The 17917-nt window shown below is 67.2% G+C and carries 19 protein-coding genes and 1 pseudogene; 7 read left to right on the top strand and 13 right to left on the bottom strand.

Going from position 1 to position 17917, the window contains the following annotated elements:
- The first annotated feature begins 54 nt into the window (after positions 1-54).
- The gene (locus OJI97_RS10300) at positions 55-858 is read left to right on the top strand and encodes an SDR family oxidoreductase (protein ID WP_297663207.1); all 804 of its coding nucleotides are present in this window, start codon (positions 55-57) and stop codon (positions 856-858) included.
- Between the two features lie 184 nt (positions 859-1042).
- On the opposite strand, the gene OJI97_RS10295 is transcribed toward OJI97_RS10300, so the two are convergent.
- The 4 genes from OJI97_RS10295 to OJI97_RS10280 all read right to left on the bottom strand — a co-directional run bounded on the left by OJI97_RS10295 (position 1043) and on the right by OJI97_RS10280 (position 3916).
- On the bottom strand, positions 1043-1753 hold the full coding sequence (locus OJI97_RS10295) for a head GIN domain-containing protein (protein WP_297663206.1): 711 nt from the start codon (positions 1751-1753) through the stop codon (positions 1043-1045).
- A 170-nt stretch (positions 1754-1923) separates the two neighbouring features.
- Entirely contained in the window at positions 1924-2682 is a 759-nt protein-coding gene (locus OJI97_RS10290) for a head GIN domain-containing protein (RefSeq protein WP_297663204.1), read from the bottom strand.
- A 60-nt stretch (positions 2683-2742) separates the two neighbouring features.
- A complete protein-coding gene (locus OJI97_RS10285; protein ID WP_297663202.1) occupies positions 2743-3393 on the bottom strand; it encodes an NrsF family protein in 651 nt (216 codons plus the stop codon).
- 1 nt (position 3394) lies between these two features.
- A complete protein-coding gene (locus tag OJI97_RS10280; protein WP_297663201.1) occupies positions 3395-3916 on the bottom strand; it encodes a sigma-70 family RNA polymerase sigma factor in 522 nt (173 codons plus the stop codon).
- 151 nt (positions 3917-4067) lie between these two features.
- Here OJI97_RS10280 and OJI97_RS10275 point away from each other — a divergent pair, with 151 nt between their 5' ends.
- The 5 genes from OJI97_RS10275 to OJI97_RS10255 all read left to right on the top strand — a co-directional run bounded on the left by OJI97_RS10275 (position 4068) and on the right by OJI97_RS10255 (position 9026).
- Entirely contained in the window at positions 4068-4544 is a 477-nt protein-coding gene (locus OJI97_RS10275) for a GreA/GreB family elongation factor (protein ID WP_297663199.1), read from the top strand.
- Positions 4541-4720 (top strand): hypothetical protein, encoded by a 180-nt coding sequence (locus OJI97_RS10270; protein WP_003052619.1) that lies wholly within the window; start codon positions 4541-4543, stop codon positions 4718-4720. Before OJI97_RS10275 ends, OJI97_RS10270 begins: the two co-directional genes overlap by 4 nt.
- A 7-nt stretch (positions 4721-4727) precedes the next feature.
- Positions 4728-5900 (top strand): NAD(P)/FAD-dependent oxidoreductase, encoded by a 1173-nt coding sequence (locus OJI97_RS10265; RefSeq protein WP_297663196.1) that lies wholly within the window; start codon positions 4728-4730, stop codon positions 5898-5900.
- Between the two features lie 123 nt (positions 5901-6023).
- On the top strand, positions 6024-7847 hold the full coding sequence (locus tag OJI97_RS10260; protein ID WP_297663194.1) for a DEAD/DEAH box helicase: 1824 nt from the start codon (positions 6024-6026) through the stop codon (positions 7845-7847).
- Positions 7848-8045: 198 nt separating this feature from the next.
- Positions 8046-9026, top strand: a complete 981-nt coding sequence (locus OJI97_RS10255; RefSeq protein WP_297663193.1) for a quinone oxidoreductase — start codon at positions 8046-8048, stop codon at positions 9024-9026.
- Between the two features lie 131 nt (positions 9027-9157).
- Here OJI97_RS10255 and fghA read toward each other — a convergent pair whose 3' ends face one another.
- From fghA to OJI97_RS10230, 5 genes are all read right to left on the bottom strand, one after another.
- Positions 9158-10006, bottom strand: a complete 849-nt coding sequence (fghA, locus tag OJI97_RS10250; protein ID WP_297663192.1) for an S-formylglutathione hydrolase — start codon at positions 10004-10006, stop codon at positions 9158-9160.
- The gene (locus tag OJI97_RS10245) at positions 10003-10485 is read right to left on the bottom strand and encodes a prolyl-tRNA synthetase associated domain-containing protein (RefSeq protein ID WP_367184764.1); all 483 of its coding nucleotides are present in this window, start codon (positions 10483-10485) and stop codon (positions 10003-10005) included. The genes fghA and OJI97_RS10245 overlap by 4 nt, the downstream gene beginning before the upstream one ends.
- Before the next feature lie 29 nt (positions 10486-10514).
- Positions 10515-10892, bottom strand: coding sequence for a VOC family protein (locus OJI97_RS10240; RefSeq protein ID WP_257548009.1), 378 nt, complete (start codon positions 10890-10892; stop codon positions 10515-10517).
- Between the two features lie 121 nt (positions 10893-11013).
- Positions 11014-11874 (bottom strand): formyltetrahydrofolate deformylase, encoded by an 861-nt coding sequence (purU, locus tag OJI97_RS10235; RefSeq protein ID WP_297663187.1) that lies wholly within the window; start codon positions 11872-11874, stop codon positions 11014-11016.
- 123 nt (positions 11875-11997) lie between these two features.
- Entirely contained in the window at positions 11998-13110 is a 1113-nt protein-coding gene (locus OJI97_RS10230) for an S-(hydroxymethyl)glutathione dehydrogenase/class III alcohol dehydrogenase (RefSeq protein WP_297663185.1), read from the bottom strand.
- Between the two features lie 543 nt (positions 13111-13653).
- Here OJI97_RS10230 and OJI97_RS10225 point away from each other — a divergent pair.
- A pseudogene (locus OJI97_RS10225) lies at positions 13654-13796 on the top strand (LysR family transcriptional regulator); the annotation flags it as partial.
- A gap of 7 nt (positions 13797-13803) precedes the next feature.
- Here the strand turns inward: OJI97_RS10225 and OJI97_RS10220 are convergent.
- The 4 genes from OJI97_RS10220 to OJI97_RS10205 all read right to left on the bottom strand — a co-directional run.
- Positions 13804-14088, bottom strand: coding sequence for a hypothetical protein (locus OJI97_RS10220; RefSeq protein WP_297663183.1), 285 nt, complete (start codon positions 14086-14088; stop codon positions 13804-13806).
- 147 nt (positions 14089-14235) lie between these two features.
- Entirely contained in the window at positions 14236-15615 is a 1380-nt protein-coding gene (locus tag OJI97_RS10215) for an L-serine ammonia-lyase (protein WP_297663181.1), read from the bottom strand.
- Positions 15616-15805: 190 nt separating this feature from the next.
- Positions 15806-16420 carry a superoxide dismutase gene (locus tag OJI97_RS10210; protein WP_297663179.1) on the bottom strand — a complete coding sequence of 205 codons (615 nt, stop codon included), beginning with the start codon at positions 16418-16420 and terminating at the stop codon, positions 15806-15808.
- Between the two features lie 98 nt (positions 16421-16518).
- The coding region (locus OJI97_RS10205) for a cisplatin damage response ATP-dependent DNA ligase (RefSeq protein WP_297663177.1) at positions 16519-17917 on the bottom strand (1399 nt) is incomplete at its 5' end.

The raw sequence follows: 17917 nt of genomic DNA, 5'->3' as shown, positions 1-17917 counted from the left end.
CGCCGGCCGGCTTCGCACCATCTGGTGCTGACATAAATGTAAGGGAGAGCGGGCGTGGCACGAAAGGCGATCTTCATCACCGGCGGCGGTTCGGGAATCGGCCGCGCGACCGCGCGCCATTTCGCCGCAGAGGGCTGGTTCGTCGGCATCGCCGACGTCAACGCGCAGGGGATCGACGAGACCGCGGCGCTGCTGCCCGAGGGCGCCTCGTCGCGCCACATCATGGACGTGCGCGACCGCGACCAGTGGGAGGCTGCTCTGGCTGCCTTTGCCGAAGCGAGCGGCGGACGGCTCGACGTCCTGTTCAACAACGCCGGAATCGGGACGGGAGGCCAGTTCGCCGACATGCCGCCGGAGGAGACCGACCGGTTGATCGCGATCAACTTCGGCGGCGTCGTCAACGGCATCCACAGCGCGCTGCCGCTACTCCGCGCGACGCCGGGGTCGACGATCCTCAACACCGGCTCGGCGTCGGGTTTTTACGGCGTCGCCGGGCTCGCGGTCTATTCGGCGACCAAATTCGCGGTGCGGGGCCTCACCGAAGCGCTCGAAATCGAATTCGCCAAACACGGCATCAAGGTCCGTTCGCTGATGCCGGGCTTCATCGACACCCCGCTGCTCGACCAGGTCGCCGCCGACAGCAACGAGCCCGCACGCGACCGCCTGTCGTCCAGCGGGTTCGAGATCGTCCCCGTCGAACGCGTCGCCGAGGCGGCGTGGGAGGCGGTTCACGGCGCCAGGGTGCACGTCACCGTCGGCAAGATGGCCAAACGCCTGTCACGCCTCGCGCGCTTCTTTCCGGGGCTGATCGTCAAACAGTCGAAAAAGGTCGACGGGCTGGCTGGGGCGGCGGGTTGACGCCGGGAACCTGAGCGCAGGACGGGCCGCCCGCTTTGGGGTGGGAAGCGGCCATTCCCAGCTACTTTCGTCATCCCGGACTTGATCCGGGATTCATTCTCTCAGCGCCAGATGAATGGATCCCGGATCAAGTCCGGGATGACGATGTGAGATCATGTCCGCCTCCGGCCGAAACCCGCCGCCGCTACTTCCCCGCCCCGCAGCTTACCGTCCCGCTGCCGAGGTTGCGCACGGTGCAGGCGGGGCGGCCGAGTACGACGGTCTTGCCCACGCCGCGCGTCGTCACCGCCGCGGTCTTCACCGCATTGAAGATGTGATCGCCCGCGCCCTCGCTGTCGCTGACCAGAGCGTCGACCGAAAGCCTGCCCGCGTCGACCATGCCCGCGCCCGACAGCGTCATCTGCCCCTGCTTGGCCTTGCCGGCCAGCGTCATCGTGCCGTTGCCGATCATCGCGACGCTCAGCCGGTCGGCATCGATCGCGTCGACGCTCACCCGCCCCGGCCCGCGCAGCCCGATCGTCACGCGCGCGCCCTTGAGGCGATCGATCTTCAGCGATCCCGCCCCCGCGAGCGTCGCGGCGCGCAGGTTCGCGGCGTTGACGCGGATGGTCACCGCGCCCGGCGGCGTCCGGCGGTTCTCGTCGCCCGCATATTTCTTTTCGCCGATCACCAGCCGCCCGTCGCGGGTTTCGAGGGTCAGCCGGTCGAGCGCGTCGGCCGAACCCGTCGCCACCGCGCTGACCGGCGCGCGCGACACCACTTCGACATCGACGTCGGCGCCGACCTCGATCGTCTCGAAGCTGGTGAGGCCATAGCGCTTCTCGGCCGCGGCGGCGGGGCCGGACAGAAGCAGGGCGGCCGCCGCGACGGCGGCCAGGCGCGAATAGCTGGTCATGCCGCCGCCTTACCGCGTTCGCAGGAACCGCGCCACAGGATGTTCAAGGCATGAATGCCATCGTGCTCCCCCGCGAAGGCGGGGGTCCATCTCCGGCCGGTGCAAGGTGGAACCGACCGGAGATGGGTCCCCGCCTTCGCGGGGACACACAATGTTTGAACGCGAGCGACCTACCTGCAGGTCGCGGTCCCCGATCCCATCGCATGCGTCGAGCATTTGCCGCCGCCGCCGATCGTCGCATCGCCCGAGCCGAGAATCTTGATGTCGGCGCTCGCGGTCGCCTGCGCGTCGACGTCGCCCGATCCGGTGATCGACACCGCGAGCGTCTGCGCGACCAGCCCTTCGGCGTCGATGTCGCCCGATCCGGTGACGCCAAAATCGCCGCTGTCGATCGCGCCGCCCTTGACCTCGATATTGCCCGATCCCGAAACGTCGAGGTCGGCGCTCTTCGCGGTCAGCTTCGCGACGCTGAGGTCGCCCGAGCCGGTGACGTCGAGCGTCGCCGCGTCGGCGGCCAGCGTGTCGGCGTCGATCGATCCCGATCCGGTCAGCTTCAGCGCCTGCAGCTTCGGCATGGTGATGCTGATCTCGACCCCTTTGCTGTCGTGGCGGGTGAAGCTGAAGCCTTCGCGCTTGCGGCCGATCGACAGCGTCGATCCGTCGAGCACGATCTCCAGCTCGTCGAGCTCGGCCTGCGGGCCCCTGGCGCTGATCGAGAAGGCGTCGCCCTGGCGGATGGTGACATCGTCGGGGCCGGTGACCTTGACGCCGGTGAAGCCCTTGAGGTCGAAGCTCTGCGTCGTCGCCGGGCCGGACGCGACCGTCCGCCTGGCATCCTTGCCGTCGCCCGTTCCTTCGTGGCCGCACGCCGACACCGTCATGGCGAGAGCCAGCGGCAGAACCGCTATCGTCCAGTTTCGCATCGTCATTCTCCGCTCATTCTTTTCTCGTGTGTTACTTGATTAACACAGGGAGAAGGACTTGTCCACCTACCAGCGGAGCAGCGGCGCGAGCAACACCCGCCCGGCGACGGCCCACAGCGGGATGGCGAGCCCGTGCCAGAGCGCGATATGGATCATGTCGTTCGAAGAGCAGCGGAGCGCGACCGCCGCGGCGCCCGCCGCCCCCGCGGCGATGCCGACGACCCAGCCGGCGCGCGCGGGCGATGTCGGCGCGCCGCCTTTCAGCCAGGCGAACAGCGCGGCCCCGACGCCGACCCCGGCGATCAGTCCGTCGAGCGTGCAGCGCATGCCATGATCGGGCCGCATTTCGGTCAACGCGCCGTGACTGTCGCCCAGGCCGATGATCAGCGCGGTCAGCGGCAGCGCCAGCGCGGCAAGCCCGGCCCAGCGCCAGCCGCCATAGTCGCGCCCGACGCCGGGCAATCCCATGCGCAGCGCGCTCCAGCTCGCGGCGAGCGCCAGCGCGACGATCAGCCAGAAGGCGAGCATCGGCAGCGGCGCCATCGCCTCCCCTGCGGCGAGGTCGTGACGCATCCCGAACAGCCAGAGCAGCAGCGCGCCGCCCGCGACCCAGCCCGCTGCGACCCACAGCCCGCCGCGCAGCACGCGCCGCGGGCGCACGGGTTTCAGCGCACCCGCCAGCCCCTCGATCAGCTCGTCGATCGACGCGTCGTTCATCTCACTCGCTTTCCACCAGTCCCGCGAGCGTCTTCAGCCCGCGATGGATGTTCACTTTGACCAGCGACTCGCTCTGGCCGCTGATATTCGCTGCCTCGGCGATCGAGGCGCCCTCGATCTTGACCAACGTGATCGCCTGCGCCTGCCCCGGCGGCAGCCGCGTCAGCAGATGGTCGAGGCTGAGCCGCGCGTGGACCGCCTCGTCCTCCGCCGCGACCGCCGCGTCATGGTCGCCAAGCTCGGCCTCGTCGCGCTGGCGGCGAAGCGCGTCGATCCAGCGATAGCGCGCGATCGCCGCGAGCCACGGCAGGAAGGGACGCCCGCTGTCCCAGGTCGCAAGCTTGCGGTGCAGCGACACGAGCGTTTCCTGCACCAGATCGTCGATCTGGTGCGGCGCGATGCGGCGCGCGAAATAGCGGAGCAGCCATGTACGGCAATCGCTCAGCAGCGCGCGATAGGCCGCGCGATCCCCGCGCTGCGAGGCAGCCATCAGGCGCGCAAGCGACGGTTCGTCGGGGCTCATCGGGGCACTCTATCAAGGATCGCGGCAAAGGGCATCGCCTGCCGGTTCGCGGGCATCGCCGCCGCGGTTACGCGCGGGAGGAAATTTCGCGCCATCTTGTCGCCACCTTCGCGGTGCAACAGGCACGCTTTCCTTCCCGACGAGAGAGACGATGAGCGTAGCCTTCCGCCGCGAGAGCGACGACGAACATATGGAGCCGGCCTTCGAATGGCCGATCCCGGTGGGGCCGAACCTCGTCACGCCGCGCGGCGCCCGCCTGCTCGCCGAGGAGGTTGCGCGCCTCGAAGCCGCCGTCGCCGCGACAAGCGAAGAGGAAGCGCGCAAGAAACTGCTGCGCCGCCTGCGCTATGCCGGCACCCGCCACGCGACCGCCGAGGTGCAGGACGCGCCCGCCGCCTGCATCGTCGGCATCGGCAGCCGGGTGCGCTACAGGCTGAACGGCGCCGAGCGCGCGGTGACGATCGTCGGCCATGACGAGGCCGACCCCGCAGCGGGGCTGATCGCTTTCACCGCGCCGCTCGGCCGCGCCCTGATGGGCGCCGAAGTTGGCGACACCGTGGAATTTCAAGGCCGCGAGGACGCGATCACCGTCCTTGCCGCCGATGCCGATCCGGAGGCGAACGCATGAAGGACAAGTTCGAACGCCATAAACAGCCGTGGACCGCCGCCGAAATCGACAAGCTCCACACGCTCGCAAAGAAAGGCATGGCGCTCAAAGCCATCGCCAAGGCGCTGACGCGCAGCGAGGAATCGGTGAAGATCCGCGCCAAGGCCGATGGGCTGTCGATCGCGAAGCTGCGCTGATCGTCCAATGACCGCTTCCGATTATGATGCCGTCGTGCTGGGCGCCGGCGCGGCCGGGCTGATGTGCGCCGCGGTCGCGGGACAGCGCGGCAAGCGCGTCCTGCTGCTCGACCATGCCGAGCAGGTGGGGAAGAAAATCCTGATTTCGGGCGGCGGGCGCTGCAACTTCACCAACATCCACACCGCCCCCGACCGCTACATCTCGGCGAACCCGCACTTCGCCAAGTCGGCGCTCGCACGCTATACCCCCGCCGATTTTATCGCGCTCGTCGAGCGCTACGGCATCGCCTGGCACGAGAAAACATTGGGTCAGCTCTTCTGCGATGGCTCGGCGAAACAGATCGTCGCGATGTTGCTCGAAGAAGCGGCGAAGGGCCATGTCGACATCCGCTGCGGCCAGACCGTGGGCGAAATCGGCCATGCGGACAGCGTATTCAGTGGCACCTTCGGCACTTTCCGCTTCACCGCCGCCAATCTTGTCCTCGCCACCGGCGGCCCCTCGATTCCGAAGATGGGCGCGACCGGCTTCGCCTATGACCTCGCGCGCCGCTTCGGCCTCAAAGTCGTCGAGCCGCGACCCGCGCTCGTCCCGCTGACGCTCGGCGGCGAGGATGTGCTGTTTCGCGACCTCTCGGGCGTCGCGACCCCGGTCGAGGCGCGCGCGGGCAAGGCGGCATTCCGCGAGGCCGCGCTCTTCACCCACAAGGGCCTGTCCGGTCCCGCGATCCTCCAGATCAGCAGCTATTGGCGGCACGGCGAACCGGTGATGATCGATTTCCTCCCCGACGCCTCGCCGGGCTGGCTGACCGAAGCCAAGCGCGCCCGCCCGCGCGCCACCCTCGCCGCGGCGCTGCCGCTGCCCGACCGGCTGGCGCAGACGCTCGCGGGCCGCCTTGCGCTCCCCGGCGAACTCGGCGCCCAGACCGACCGCAAGCTCGCCGACGCCGAGGCGCGGCTCAGGCGCTGGATATTTCACCCGGGCGGCACCGAAGGCTTCGCCAAGGCCGAGGTCACCGTCGGCGGAATCGCGACCGCCGGCCTCTCGTCGCAAACAATGATGGCCAAAAGCGTTCCGGGGCTCTATGCGATCGGCGAAGCCGTGGACGTCACCGGGTGGCTGGGCGGCTATAATTTTCAATGGGCCTGGGCCAGCGGACATGCGGCAGGCCAGGCCCTTTAGGAAACATATTGTAATCCATCGTCATGCCGGACTTGATCCGGCATCCATTCGGCACTCGCCACGAAGTGATGAATGGACCCCGGATCAAGTCCGGGGTGACGACTACCACAGAAGAAGAATATAATGGCTTTCGATCATCTTTCGCCCGTCCTTGCGGACGCCCTCACCGCGCGCGGCTATGAGGCGCTGACCCCCGTCCAGGCGCAGGTCGTCGAGGCCGAAGCGCGCGGCCGCGACCTGCTCGTCTCCGCGCAGACCGGGTCGGGCAAGACCGTCGCCTTCGGCCTCGCGATGGCCGACGAACTGCTTGAGGAGGGCCGCCTGCCCTTCGCGGCGGCGCCGCTCGCGCTGATCGTCGCGCCGACGCGCGAACTTGCGCTGCAGGTCAGCCGCGAACTAAGCTGGCTTTACGCCAAGGCCGGGGCGCGCATCGCGACCTGCGTCGGCGGCATGGACGCAAGCCGCGAGCGCCGCAACCTCAACCAGGGCGTGCATATCGTCGTCGGCACCCCCGGCCGCCTGCGCGACCATCTCGAACGCGGCGCGCTCGACCTCGAATCCTTGCGCGTCGCGGTGCTCGACGAGGCCGACGAAATGCTCGACATGGGCTTTCGCGAAGACCTCGAAGAAATTCTCGACGCGACCCCCGGAACGCGCCGCACCCTGCTCTTCTCGGCGACGATCCCGAAGCCGATCGCGCAGCTTGCCAAGCGCTATCAGAACAATGCGCTGCGCATCTCGACGGTCGGCGAGGATCGCGGCCATGGCGACATCGCCTATCAGGTCGTGACCGTCGCCCCCGCCGACATTGAGGGCGCGGTGATCAACCTCTTACGCCTGCACGAGCCCGACACGGCGATGCTGTTCTGCGCGACGCGCGACAATGTCCGCCGCCTTCACGCGCGGCTGGTCAATCGCGGCTTCGCGGCGGTCGCGCTGTCGGGCGAGCATAGCCAGAACGAGCGCAACCATGCGCTGCAGGCGCTGCGCGACCGTCGAGCCAGAGTGTGCGTCGCGACCGACGTCGCCGCGCGCGGCATCGACCTGCCGAGCCTGAGCCTCGTCATCCATGTCGAGATCCCGCGCGACGCCGAAACGCTCCAGCACCGCTCGGGCCGCACCGGGCGCGCGGGAAAGAAGGGCACCGCGGTGCTGATCGTCCCCTATCCGCGCCGCCGCCGCGTCGACGGGATGCTGCGCGGCGCGCGCATCACCGCCGAGTGGATGAACGCGCCGACCGCGGCCGACGTCAACGCACGCGATCAGGAGCGGCTGATCGAAAAGCTGCTCGCGCCGCAGGAGCATGAGCCCGAAGACATCGAGCTCGGCCAGCGCCTGCTCGCCGAACGCAGCGCGGAGGACATCGCCGCCGCGCTCGTTCGCGCGCACCGGGCGACGATGCCGCCGCCCGAGGATCTGATCGACGCCGGCCCGCGCGCACGCGGCGAACGGCCCGAACGCCCCGAGCGCGGCGAACGTTTCGAACGCGATGATCGGGCCGAACGCGGCGAGCGCCGCGACCAGTTCGACGACAGCGTCTGGTTCAAGCTCAACATCGGCCGCCGCCAGAACGCCGACCCGCGCTGGATTCTCCCCCTCCTCTGCCGCCGCGGCCATGTGACGAAGCACGAGATCGGCGCGATCCGCATCGGGCCGTCGGAAACCTTGTTCAACATCCCGCTCGCCATCGCCGACCGCTTCGCCGAGGCGGTGATGCGCACCGCCAATCAGGACGGCGAGGACGACAGCGGCGTCGCGATCACCCCGGCGCCCGGCGGCGCGACCTATCCGCCGCGGCGCGAGAAGGGGGCGCACAAGGGCGGGCCGCGTCACGGCGCCCCTCGCGACAACGGTCCGCGCGGCGACGGGCCGCGGGGCCCCCATGGCAAGCCCGGCGGGTTCAAGGCCAAGCCCTTCGGCAAGGGCAAGCCGCGCTCACCCCGCTGACCCTACCCCCTCCTCTTCAGAGGAGGGGCAGCGAGACTTGGTTCGGCGAAGCCGGACCTAGTCGCAGCGGGGTGGTGCTTCCGCATCGGCGTCCACCACCCCCAACCCCTCCTCTGAAGAGGAGGGGCTTATATCGCATCGACCCTTGCGCCACCTGTTCGCGCGCCCCAGATGGGCTGCACCAGCAGGAGAGCGGCCGTGCAGGCAATCGAAGCCTTTATCGAAACGCAGGGCGGACCCGAGGTCATCGACTGGCGCGAGGTCACGCTGGGTGACCCGGGCCCCGGCCAGGTGCTCGTGCGCCAGACCGCGGTCGGTCTGAACTATATCGACACTTATCACCGCGACGGCACCTATCCGATCGAGCTTCCGGGCGGGCTCGGGGTCGAGGCGGCGGGTGAGGTCGTCGCGGTCAGCGCCGACGTCCACGGCCTCCAGCCCGGCGACCGCGTCGCGACCTTCGGTCCGCAGCGCAATGCTTATGCGAGCGCGCGGATCGTCCCCGCCGCGTCGCTGTTCAAACTCCCCGCCGCCATCGACGACGACACCGCCGCCGCGGCCTTGCTCAAGGCCTGCACGGTGGAGATGCTCGTCGAACGATGCGCGAAGGTCGAGGCGGGCTGGCCGGTGCTCGTCCACGCCGCCGCGGGCGGGGTCGGGCTGATCCTCGTCCAGTGGCTGAAAGCGATCGGCGCGACGGTGATCGGCACCGTCAGCACCGAAGCGAAAGAGCAAGCGGCGCGCGAGGCGGGCGCCGACCATGTCATTCGCTACAAGCAGGACGATGTCGCGGCGCATGTCCGCGAGATCACCGACGGCCAGGGCGTCCCCGTCACTTTCGATGGCATCGGCATGGCGACCTGGGCGACGTCGCTCAAGGCCACCGCGCGGCGCGGGCTGATCGTCAGCTACGGCAATGCCGGCGGGCCGGTGACCGGAGTCAACCTCGGCATCCTCGCGCAGCATGGGTCGCAATTCGTCACCCGGCCGACGCTGTTCGATTATTATCACCTGCCCGGCGAACGCGCCGCCGGCGCGGCGCGGGTGTTCGAGATGATCGAAAGCGGCGCGGTGAAGATCAGCATCGGGCAGCGCTATGGCCTGCAGGACGCGGCGCGCGCGCACGCCGACCTGGAGGCGGGGCGGACGACGGGGTCCAGCTTGCTGATTCCGGAATAGCTCGCACAAAATCGTCAATAACAGGCCGTTCCCCCGCGAAGGCGGGGGGCCATCTCCGGTCGGCGCAAGATGGAGCCGGCGGGTGATGGGTCCCCGCCTTCGCGGGGACACGATGCTTCTTCCGCGGCAGCCTACGCCTTCAACCGCTCCGCGTGCCACGCCACATGCTCGGCCATGAAGGTCGAGATGAAATAATAGCTGTGGTCGTATCCCGGCTGCATACGGATTTCGGCCTTCTGCCCCGCGCGCTCGCACGCCTCGACCAGCAGTTCGGTCTTGAGTTGTTCGGCGAGGAAATTGTCGGCCTCGCCCTGATCGACGAGCAGGTCGGGCACGCGCAGTCCCTGATCGAGCAGCGCGCAGGCGTCATAGGCCTGCCAATCCTCGCGGTCGTCGCCGAGATAGCCGCCGAGCGCCTTCTCGCCCCACGGGCAGCGCGACGGCGCGACGATCGGCGAGAAGGCCGAGACCGAGCGGAAGCGGTCCCGATTGCGCAGACCGATGGTCAGCGCGCCGTGCCCGCCCATCGAATGGCCGGTGATCGCCTGCCGCGTCAGGTCGGCGTCCGCAAAGTTGCGGAGGATCAGCGACGGCAGCTCATCCTCGACGTACGACCGCATCCGGTAATGCTTCGCCCACGGCTCGACCGTGGCATCGACATAAAAGCCCGCGCCGAGCCCGAAATCATAGGCAGCGTCCGCATCGTCGGGCACCTCCTCGCCGCGCGGACTGGTGTCGGGCGCGATGAAGATCACGCCATGTTCGGCGCACGCGGCGCGATATTCGCCCTTCTCCATCACATTCGCATGGGTGCAGGTCAGCCCCGACAGATACCAGAGCACCGGCAGCTTCGCGTCCGGGGCATGGTCGGGAACGAAGACCGCGAAGGTCATGTCAGTGCCGGTGGTGGTGCTGGCGTGCGTGTAGACGCCCTGCGTGCCGCCATGGCTGCGGTTGGTGGAGAGGGTTTCGATGGTCATGCGGGGTCCTGAACCGGAATGGGCGCGACGAGAGGATGATGCCCCCAATGACGCAAGAGGTCGAGTATCGTTGCACCGCCAAGCCCGAGGGTCGCGGTGTTGCGAAGCGGATGGACATTCACCCGCTCGGCCGCCGCCAGCCGCGCGTCGAGCACGATCGTGATGCTGCCCGGCGGCGCATTGATCGCGGCGAGCGGCGTGACCGATCCGGGTGCGATGCCGAGCAGCCGGTCCATATCCTCGGCCTTGCCGAAACTCACGCGCTTGCTGCCGATCGCGCCGGGCAGCGCCTTCAGGTCGACGCGCGCCTCGCCCGGCACGGTGACGAGCCAGAACGCCCCGGCCGTGTCCTTCAGGAACAGATTCTTGCTATGCGCGCCCGGAATCGCGGCGTTCACCCCGTCGCTCTCGGCGACGGTGAACACCGCGACATGCTCATGCGCGGCGAAGGGAATGGCGAGCGCATCGAGGTCCGCCATCAAACCCGCTTCGCCGCGCATGATCGTCCTTACATCCGGTGCAGCGCGCAAAGCTTGTTGCCCGCGGGATCGCGCAGATAGGCAAGATACATCTTCATGCCATTGCCCTCGCGCACGCCCGGCGGGTCTTCGATCGCGGTGCCGCCGGCTTCGACGCCCGCCGCGTGCCACGCGTCGGCCTGTTCGGGGTTCGCCATCGCGATGCCGATGGTGCAGCCGTTGCCTGCGGTCGCCGGCTGGCCGTCGATCGGCGCGGTCACCAGGAACAGCCCGCCATTGTGCATATAGATGAGCCGGCCCTTCTCGTCCTGAATCCCCGGCTTGCCGCCGATCGCCTGGAAGGTCGCGTCATAGAATTTCTTCGACGCCTCCATGTCGTTCGACCCGACCATATTGTGACTATACATGTTTCCGCTCCTCCTGATTCTGGTTGCGAATCGATACCTACCCTGCGGCGCCGATCAGGGCCAGCCGCCATAATGGTCCGCATTCCCCGAAAAGGACGAACGCGAAAGCCCGCGGCCGATCCTAGCGGAAGACCAGTGTCTTGCGCCCGTCGATCAGCACCCTTTGCTCGGCGACCCAGCGCACCGCGCGCGCGAGCACCTGCGCCTCGATATCGCGGCCGGTGCGGATCAGGTCGTCGACCGACTGGCGATGGTCGACGCGCTCGACCGCCTGCTCGATGATCGGCCCCTCGTCGAGGTCGCCGGTGACGAAATGCGCGGTCGCGCCGATCAGCTTCACCCCGCGTTCGTGCGCGCGGTGATAGGGTTTCGCGCCCTTGAAGCCGGGCAGGAAGCTGTGATGGATATTGATGCAGCGGCCCGCGAGCTTCGCGCTGAGATCGGCCGACAGCACCTGCATGTAGCGCGCGAGCACCAGATAGTCGGCCTGCCCGCGCGCCATCAGGTCGAGGATCGCCGCTTCCTGTTCGGCGCGGTTGGCGTCGCTCACCGGCAGATAGTGGAACGGCACCCCATGCCACTCCGACAGGCGCCGCAGCGCCTCGTGGTTCGAGACGACGCCGACGATATCGATCGCGAGATTGCCGGTCGACCAGCGGTGGAGCAAATCGTTGAGGCAATGGCTGCCCTGCGACACCGCGATGACGAAGCGCGGCTTGACCGCGCCATCGCTGAGCCGCGCATCCATGGCGAAGCGCGCGATGACCGGGGCGAACGCCGCCTGCACGCCCGCGAAATCCTCCGGAAAGAGCGGCCCCGCGCCGCGAAACTCGACGCGCATGAAGAAGCGGCCCGACCCGAGGTCGGCATATTGCTGACTGTCGAGGATGAAGCCGTCGCGCTCCGCGAGCAGCCCGGTCACGGCGGCCACGATGCCCACCGCATCGACGCAACTGAAGGTCAGGACATAGGGCCCGGTCAAATGCTTCCTCCCGCAATTTCGTCATTGCGAGCGCAGCGAAGCAATCCAGGGCGGTTTACACACACTCTGGATTGCTTCGCTGCGCTCGCAATGACGACGCGGATAAAGTGAACGGTGAAAAGATCAATAAACCACGACGCTACGGATGCTTTCCCCCGCGTGCATCAGGTCGAAGCCCTTGTTGATCTCCTCCAGCCCCATGACGTGGGTGATCATCGGGTCGATCTCGATCTTGCCCTGCATATACATGTCGACGATCTTCGGCACGTCGGTGCGCCCCTTGGCGCCGCCGAACGCGGTGCCGCGCCAGTTGCGTCCGGTGACCAACTGAAAGGGACGCGTCGCAATCTCCTTGCCCGCCTCGGCGACGCCGATGATGATCGAGGTGCCCCAGCCGCGGTGGCAGGCCTCCAATGCGGTGCGCATCACTTCGGTATTGCCCGTCGCATCGAAGGTGTAATCGGCGCCCCCGTCGGTCATCTGGACGATCGCCGCGACGACATCCTCGCGGCTCATGCCCTTCGAGTTGAGGAAGTCGGTCATGCCGAACTTGCGGCCCCATTCCTCGCGATCGGGGTTGATGTCGACGCCGATGATCCGGTTCGCGCCCGCAAGCCGCGCGCCCTGAATGACGTTGAGCCCGATGCCGCCGAGCCCGAAGACGACGACATTGTCGCCGACCTGCACCTTGGCGGTGTTGATCACCGCGCCGACCCCGGTGGTCACGCCGCAGCCGATATAGCAGCTCGACTGGAACGGCGCGTCCTCGCGGATCTTCGCGACCGCAATCTCGGGCAGCACGGTGAAGTTGGAGAAGGTCGAGCAGCCCATATAGTGGAAGATCGGCTGGCCCTTGTATGAAAAGCGCGTCGTGCCGTCGGGCATCAACCCCTTGCCCTGCGTCGCGCGGATCGCGGTGCAGAGGTTGGTCTTGCCGCTGAGGCAGCTTTTGCACTGGCGGCATTCGGGGGTGTAGAGCGGGATCACATGGTCGCCCGCCTTCACGCTGGTGACGCCCGCACCGACCTCGCGCACCACGCCCGCGCCCTCATGCCCCAGCACGCTCGGGAAGATACCCTCGCTGTCGAAGCCATCGAGCGTATAGGCATCGGTGTGGCAGATGCCCGTCGCCATGATCTCGACCAGCACCTCGCCCGCCTTCGGGCCTTCGAGGTCGAGTTCGACGATCTCCAGCGGCTTCTTCGCTTCGAACGCAACGGCGGCGCGGGTCTTCATGGGCGGGTCTCCTTCTCGGCGCTCCCAATCAGGCAAACGCGGCGGCAATGCAAGATGCGAGCGACTGCATAGCTATGACAACGCTATCACGGGTTCGCGATGGCGATAGCGAGACACATCTCAATTCGTCACCCTGAACTTGTTTCAGCATCTATGGCCCGGCGCTATCCCGCCAGCACGGCGCCAGTTGTTTTTCGCACAAAGCCACAAAGCCACGAAGAAGAAGCCTTGGGCCGACAGGTTCATTCGCCATAAACGGTGCGGCTGGCCGCACGGTCGCAAAGGAATGTAGTTCCGCGGGCGGCGCGACGTCTTCGTGGCTTTGTGGCTTTGTGCGAAACAAAAAGCGCGGCGCTGAAGGACAGGACAGACCATGGACCCTGAAACAAGTTAAGGGTGACGAGAATGGAAAGGTCGTGCGCCTCTCACCCCCCTCCCTTTCGTCACCCCGGACTTGATCCGGGGTCCATTCAAACCAGCGCCGGACCAATGGATCCCGGATCAAGTCCGGGATGACGATGAAATAGAGTTGCGCTCGCCTCGCTCCTCGACCCGCTGCGCCCGCAGGAGGAACCAATATGGGCGGTCTATCCGCAGCGGCGCCATCTGCTGCCGAAGGTGCGATCCTGATCGACAAGCTGCGCGAGGAATTGCCGGGGGCGTTACGGCGGAGTGGGGCCGCTTAGGGCCGAACTATAGGCCGGCCAGCTTTGCCGCGACTACGATCGTGAGAATGAGCATGATCGCGTTGAATGTGGCGCAGAACCAGAAGAGAATAGGGTTTTCTGTTCGATGCCCCGCCAGATAGCCGACGCCTGGTGCCTCCATTGTTTCCGTGCGGAAGCCCACCCAAAGATAATGTCCAAAGAAAATACTGCCAGCGAGCATAATTGTGACCTTCAAGGTCGCACCTACCGCGTTGAAGTTCACCATTACGATGAGAAGAACGATTGCAGTAGCAAGCCAGAAGTAACGCATTGGCCAATTATGCTTGGAGTCGCCGACGTTGCAATCGACTATTTTTCCCTCCGTCATCCCGGACTTGATCCGGGATCCATTATTCCGGCGCTGGCGCGAATGGACCCCGGATCAAGTCCGGGGTGACGATGAAAGAAGCGTAGCCCCTCAACATTCCACCACACTAACCGCCAGCCCGCCCTTCGACGTTTCCTTATACTTATCCCGCATGTCGCGGCCCGTCTGCAGCATCGTCGCGATCACGGTGTCGAGGCTGACGACATGCGTGCCGTCGCCGATCATCGCGATGCGACTGGCGTCGATCGCCTTGATCGCGCCCATCGCGTTGCGCTCGATGCACGGGATCTGCACCAGCCCGCCGATCGGGTCGCAGGTGAGGCCGAGGTTATGCTCCATGCCGATCTCGGCGGCATTTTCGACCTGCGCGTTGGTGCCGCCGAGCGCGGCGGTCAGCCCCGCCGCCGCCATCGAACAGGCGACGCCGACCTCGCCCTGGCAGCCGACCTCGGCGCCCGAGATGCTGGCGTTGCGCTTGTAGAGCGCGCCCACCGCGGCCGCGGCGAGCAGGAAGGTGCGCACGCCCTTCGCGTCGCCGCGATAGCTGCGCCGGTAATAGCGGATCACCGCCGGGATGATCCCCGCCGCGCCGTTGGTGGGCGCGGTGACGACCTTGCCGCCCGCGGCATTTTCCTCGTTCACCGCCATCGCCCACAGGTTGATCCAGTCCATCATCGCCATCGGATCGGACAGGTTCGCCTCGTGCCGTTCACGGATGTCGGCGGCGATCTGCGGCGCGCGGCGCTTGACCTTGAGCCCGCCGGGGAGGACGCCGGTGCTCGCACAGCCCGCGTCGATCGAACCGTCCATCGCCGCGGCGATTGCGTCGAGCCCCGCCTCGACCTCGGCAAGGCTGCGGTGGACGAGTTCATTGTCGAGCATCATCTCGGCAAAGCTCTTCCCCGACGCGGCGCCCATCGCCATCAGATCGGCGCCCGAGGTGAAGGGAAAGGGCAGTTCCACCTCATCCTCGGCGCCGCGGCTGTTGCGCCCCGCCTCGTCCTCGTCGACGACGAAGCCGCCGCCGATCGAGAAATACATGCGCTTCGCCAGGATTTCCCCGTCGCCGCCGCGCGCGGTGAAGCTGAGCGCATTGCTGTGGAAGGGCTGGCGCTGCTTCATCTGGAAATGCAGGTCGCTTTCCGGCTGGAACCGGACGCGCTGGCGACCGAGCAGATAGAGGAAGCCCTCGCTCGTCGCGCGGTCCCAATGCGCCTTGATCGCGGCAAAGCTGGTCGAGGCCGGGATTTCGCCGGCGAGCCCCGCGACGACCGCGGTGTCGGCGGCGTGCCCCTTGCCAGTCAGCGCGAGCGAGCCGTAGAGGTCGGCCTCGACATGCGCGGTTTTCGTGAGCAGGTCATGCTCATCGAGCCAGACGGCGAAGCGGCGCGCCGCGACCATCGGGCCGACGGTATGCGAGCTCGAAGGTCCGACACCGATTTTGAAGAGTTCGAAGAGGCTGATCGTCATGGCGGCGCTATATAAGACGCATCGCCGGGGCGATAGGACATCGCAAAAGATTATCGCCGATTAATGGAGCCGCGTGCTCCCGCGAAGGCGGGAGCCCATCTTCTGCCGGTGCCGTCTCGAACCGACCGGAGATGGGTCCCCGCCTTCGCGGGGACACGCGCTCTTTAACTCTGATGACGGCGAAGTACCGTCAGCCCGGATAGGTCCAGGCGCCGTCGCGCGCGAGATTCTCGGCGGCGAAGTTCCAGTTCAGCAGCTCGTCGACCACCGCGTCGACATAGGCCGGGCGCAGATTCTTGCGGTCGATGTAATAGGCATGCTCCCACACGTCGATCACCAGCAACGGCTTGATCCCCGCGGTGACTTCGGTGCCGGCGTCGTGCGTGTCGGTGACCGACAGCTTGCCGTCCCTAGCGACGAGCCAGGCCCAGCCCGACGCGAAATGGTTGACCGCGGTGTCCTTCAGCTTCTTCTTGAGGTCGTCCAGCGAACCGAAATCGCGGTCGATCGCCGCGGCGAGATCGCCCGCGGGCGCGCTCTTCTTCGGCGACAGGCTGTTCCAGTAGAAGGCGTGGTTCCACGACTGGGCGCTGTTGTTGAACAGCCCCTTGTTGCCCGCGCCTTCGGCGTGGTGGATGATTTCCTCGAGGCTCTTGCCGGCAAGCTCGGTGCCCTCGATCGCGGCGTTGGTCTTGTCGACATAGGCTTTGTGGTGCTTGCCATGATGGGTCGCGAGCGTGTCGGCCGAAATATGCGGCGCCAGCGCGTCCTCGGCATAGGGCAGCGGCGGGAAAGCGATCGTCATGGCAGTCTCCATTTTCTGATTGGATAGGCCCTTAATTCGGCGCTTCGCCGGATGGTTGCAAGCCCTGCGCGGGCAATTTTTCCTTCCCTGCCCTCAACTCAGGTCACCATCGCGCGCAGCGCCGCGATCCGGTCGGCCTCTTCGGCGGGCTTGTCGCGGCGGATGCGCGCGATGCGCGGGAAGCGCATCGCCAGCCCGGACTTGTGGCGCTTCGACGCATGGATCGAATCGAAGGCGACTTCGAGCACGAGCGACTTCTCGACCTCGCGCACCGGGCCGAAGCGGTTCAGCGTGTGGTCGCGCACGAATTTGTCGAGCCATTTCAGCTCCTCGTCGGTGAAGCCCGAATAGGCCTTGCCCACCGGCAGCAATTCGCCCGCGTCGCTCCAGCAGCCGAAGGTATAGTCGGAATAGAAGCTGGCGCGCCGCCCGTTGCCGCGCTGCGCATACATCATCACGCAATCGGCGACGAGCGGGTCGCGCTTCCACTTGTACCAGAGCCCGGCGCGGCGGCCCGCCACATAAGGCGCATCGCGCCGCTTCAGCATCACCCCCTCGATCGCAGCATCGCGCGCGCCGGCGCGAAGCTCGGCCAGATGATCGAAATCGCGCGCCTCGATCACCTGCGACAGGTCGAAATGGCTGTCGGCGAGGCGCGGCACGAACGCCTCCAACTGCCGCCGCCGCTCGCTCCACGGCAGGCCGCGCAGGTCATTGCCGTCGACGGCGAGCAGGTCATAGACGCGCACGAAGGCCGGACAGTCGGCGAGCATCTTCTTCGAGACCGTCTTGCGTCCGAGCCGCTGTTGCAGCGCGTTGAAGCTCGCGGCTTCGCCCCCCTGCACCTCGCCGCGCACGAGCAGTTCGCCGTCGATCACCGCATCCTGATCGAAGGCCGCGACCAGTTCGGGAAAGGCAGCGCTGATCTCTTCGCCGCCGCGGCTGTAGATACGCGTCTCGCCGCCACCCCGCACGATCTGGACGCGGATGCCGTCCCATTTCCATTCGGCTGCAAAGGTGTCAAAGTCGATCGCTTCCCCTTCCAACGCCCGATCCTCCAGCGGGTGCGCGAGCATGAAGGGGCGGAAGAAAGCGACGTCGGCAAGATCGGGCCGCGGCGCCCTCCCCTCGCCCCACGCGAAGAGCGGCGCATAGGGCGGCGGGATCGCGTGCCACAGCTCCTCGACATCGTCGACGGGCACCGCAAACGCCTGTGCAAACGCCTGCTTCGCGAGCCGCGCCGACACCCCGACGCGCATCCCGCCGAGCGCGAGCTTGAGCAGCGCATAACGCCCGTCGGCGTCGAGCCGGTCGAGCAGCGACGCGAGGATCGCGGGCGCGTCGCTGCGGGTCGCGGCGGAGAGGGCGTCGACGGCTTCGGTGACGCTCAGAGAAAATGGCGGAGCGTCCGAATCCACCCGCTTCCCCGAGCGAAGCCGAGGGGGCCCTGCGAGCGCCGCGTGAACCTCCGGGGTTGCGGCCACGGCGTCGCTCGCC

The organism is Sphingopyxis sp., assembly GCF_025869345.1.
GTDB lineage: Bacteria > Pseudomonadota > Alphaproteobacteria > Sphingomonadales > Sphingomonadaceae > Sphingopyxis.
Note: the sequence above shows the minus strand (reverse complement) of the source record. Positions and strands in the feature narration are given on the sequence as shown.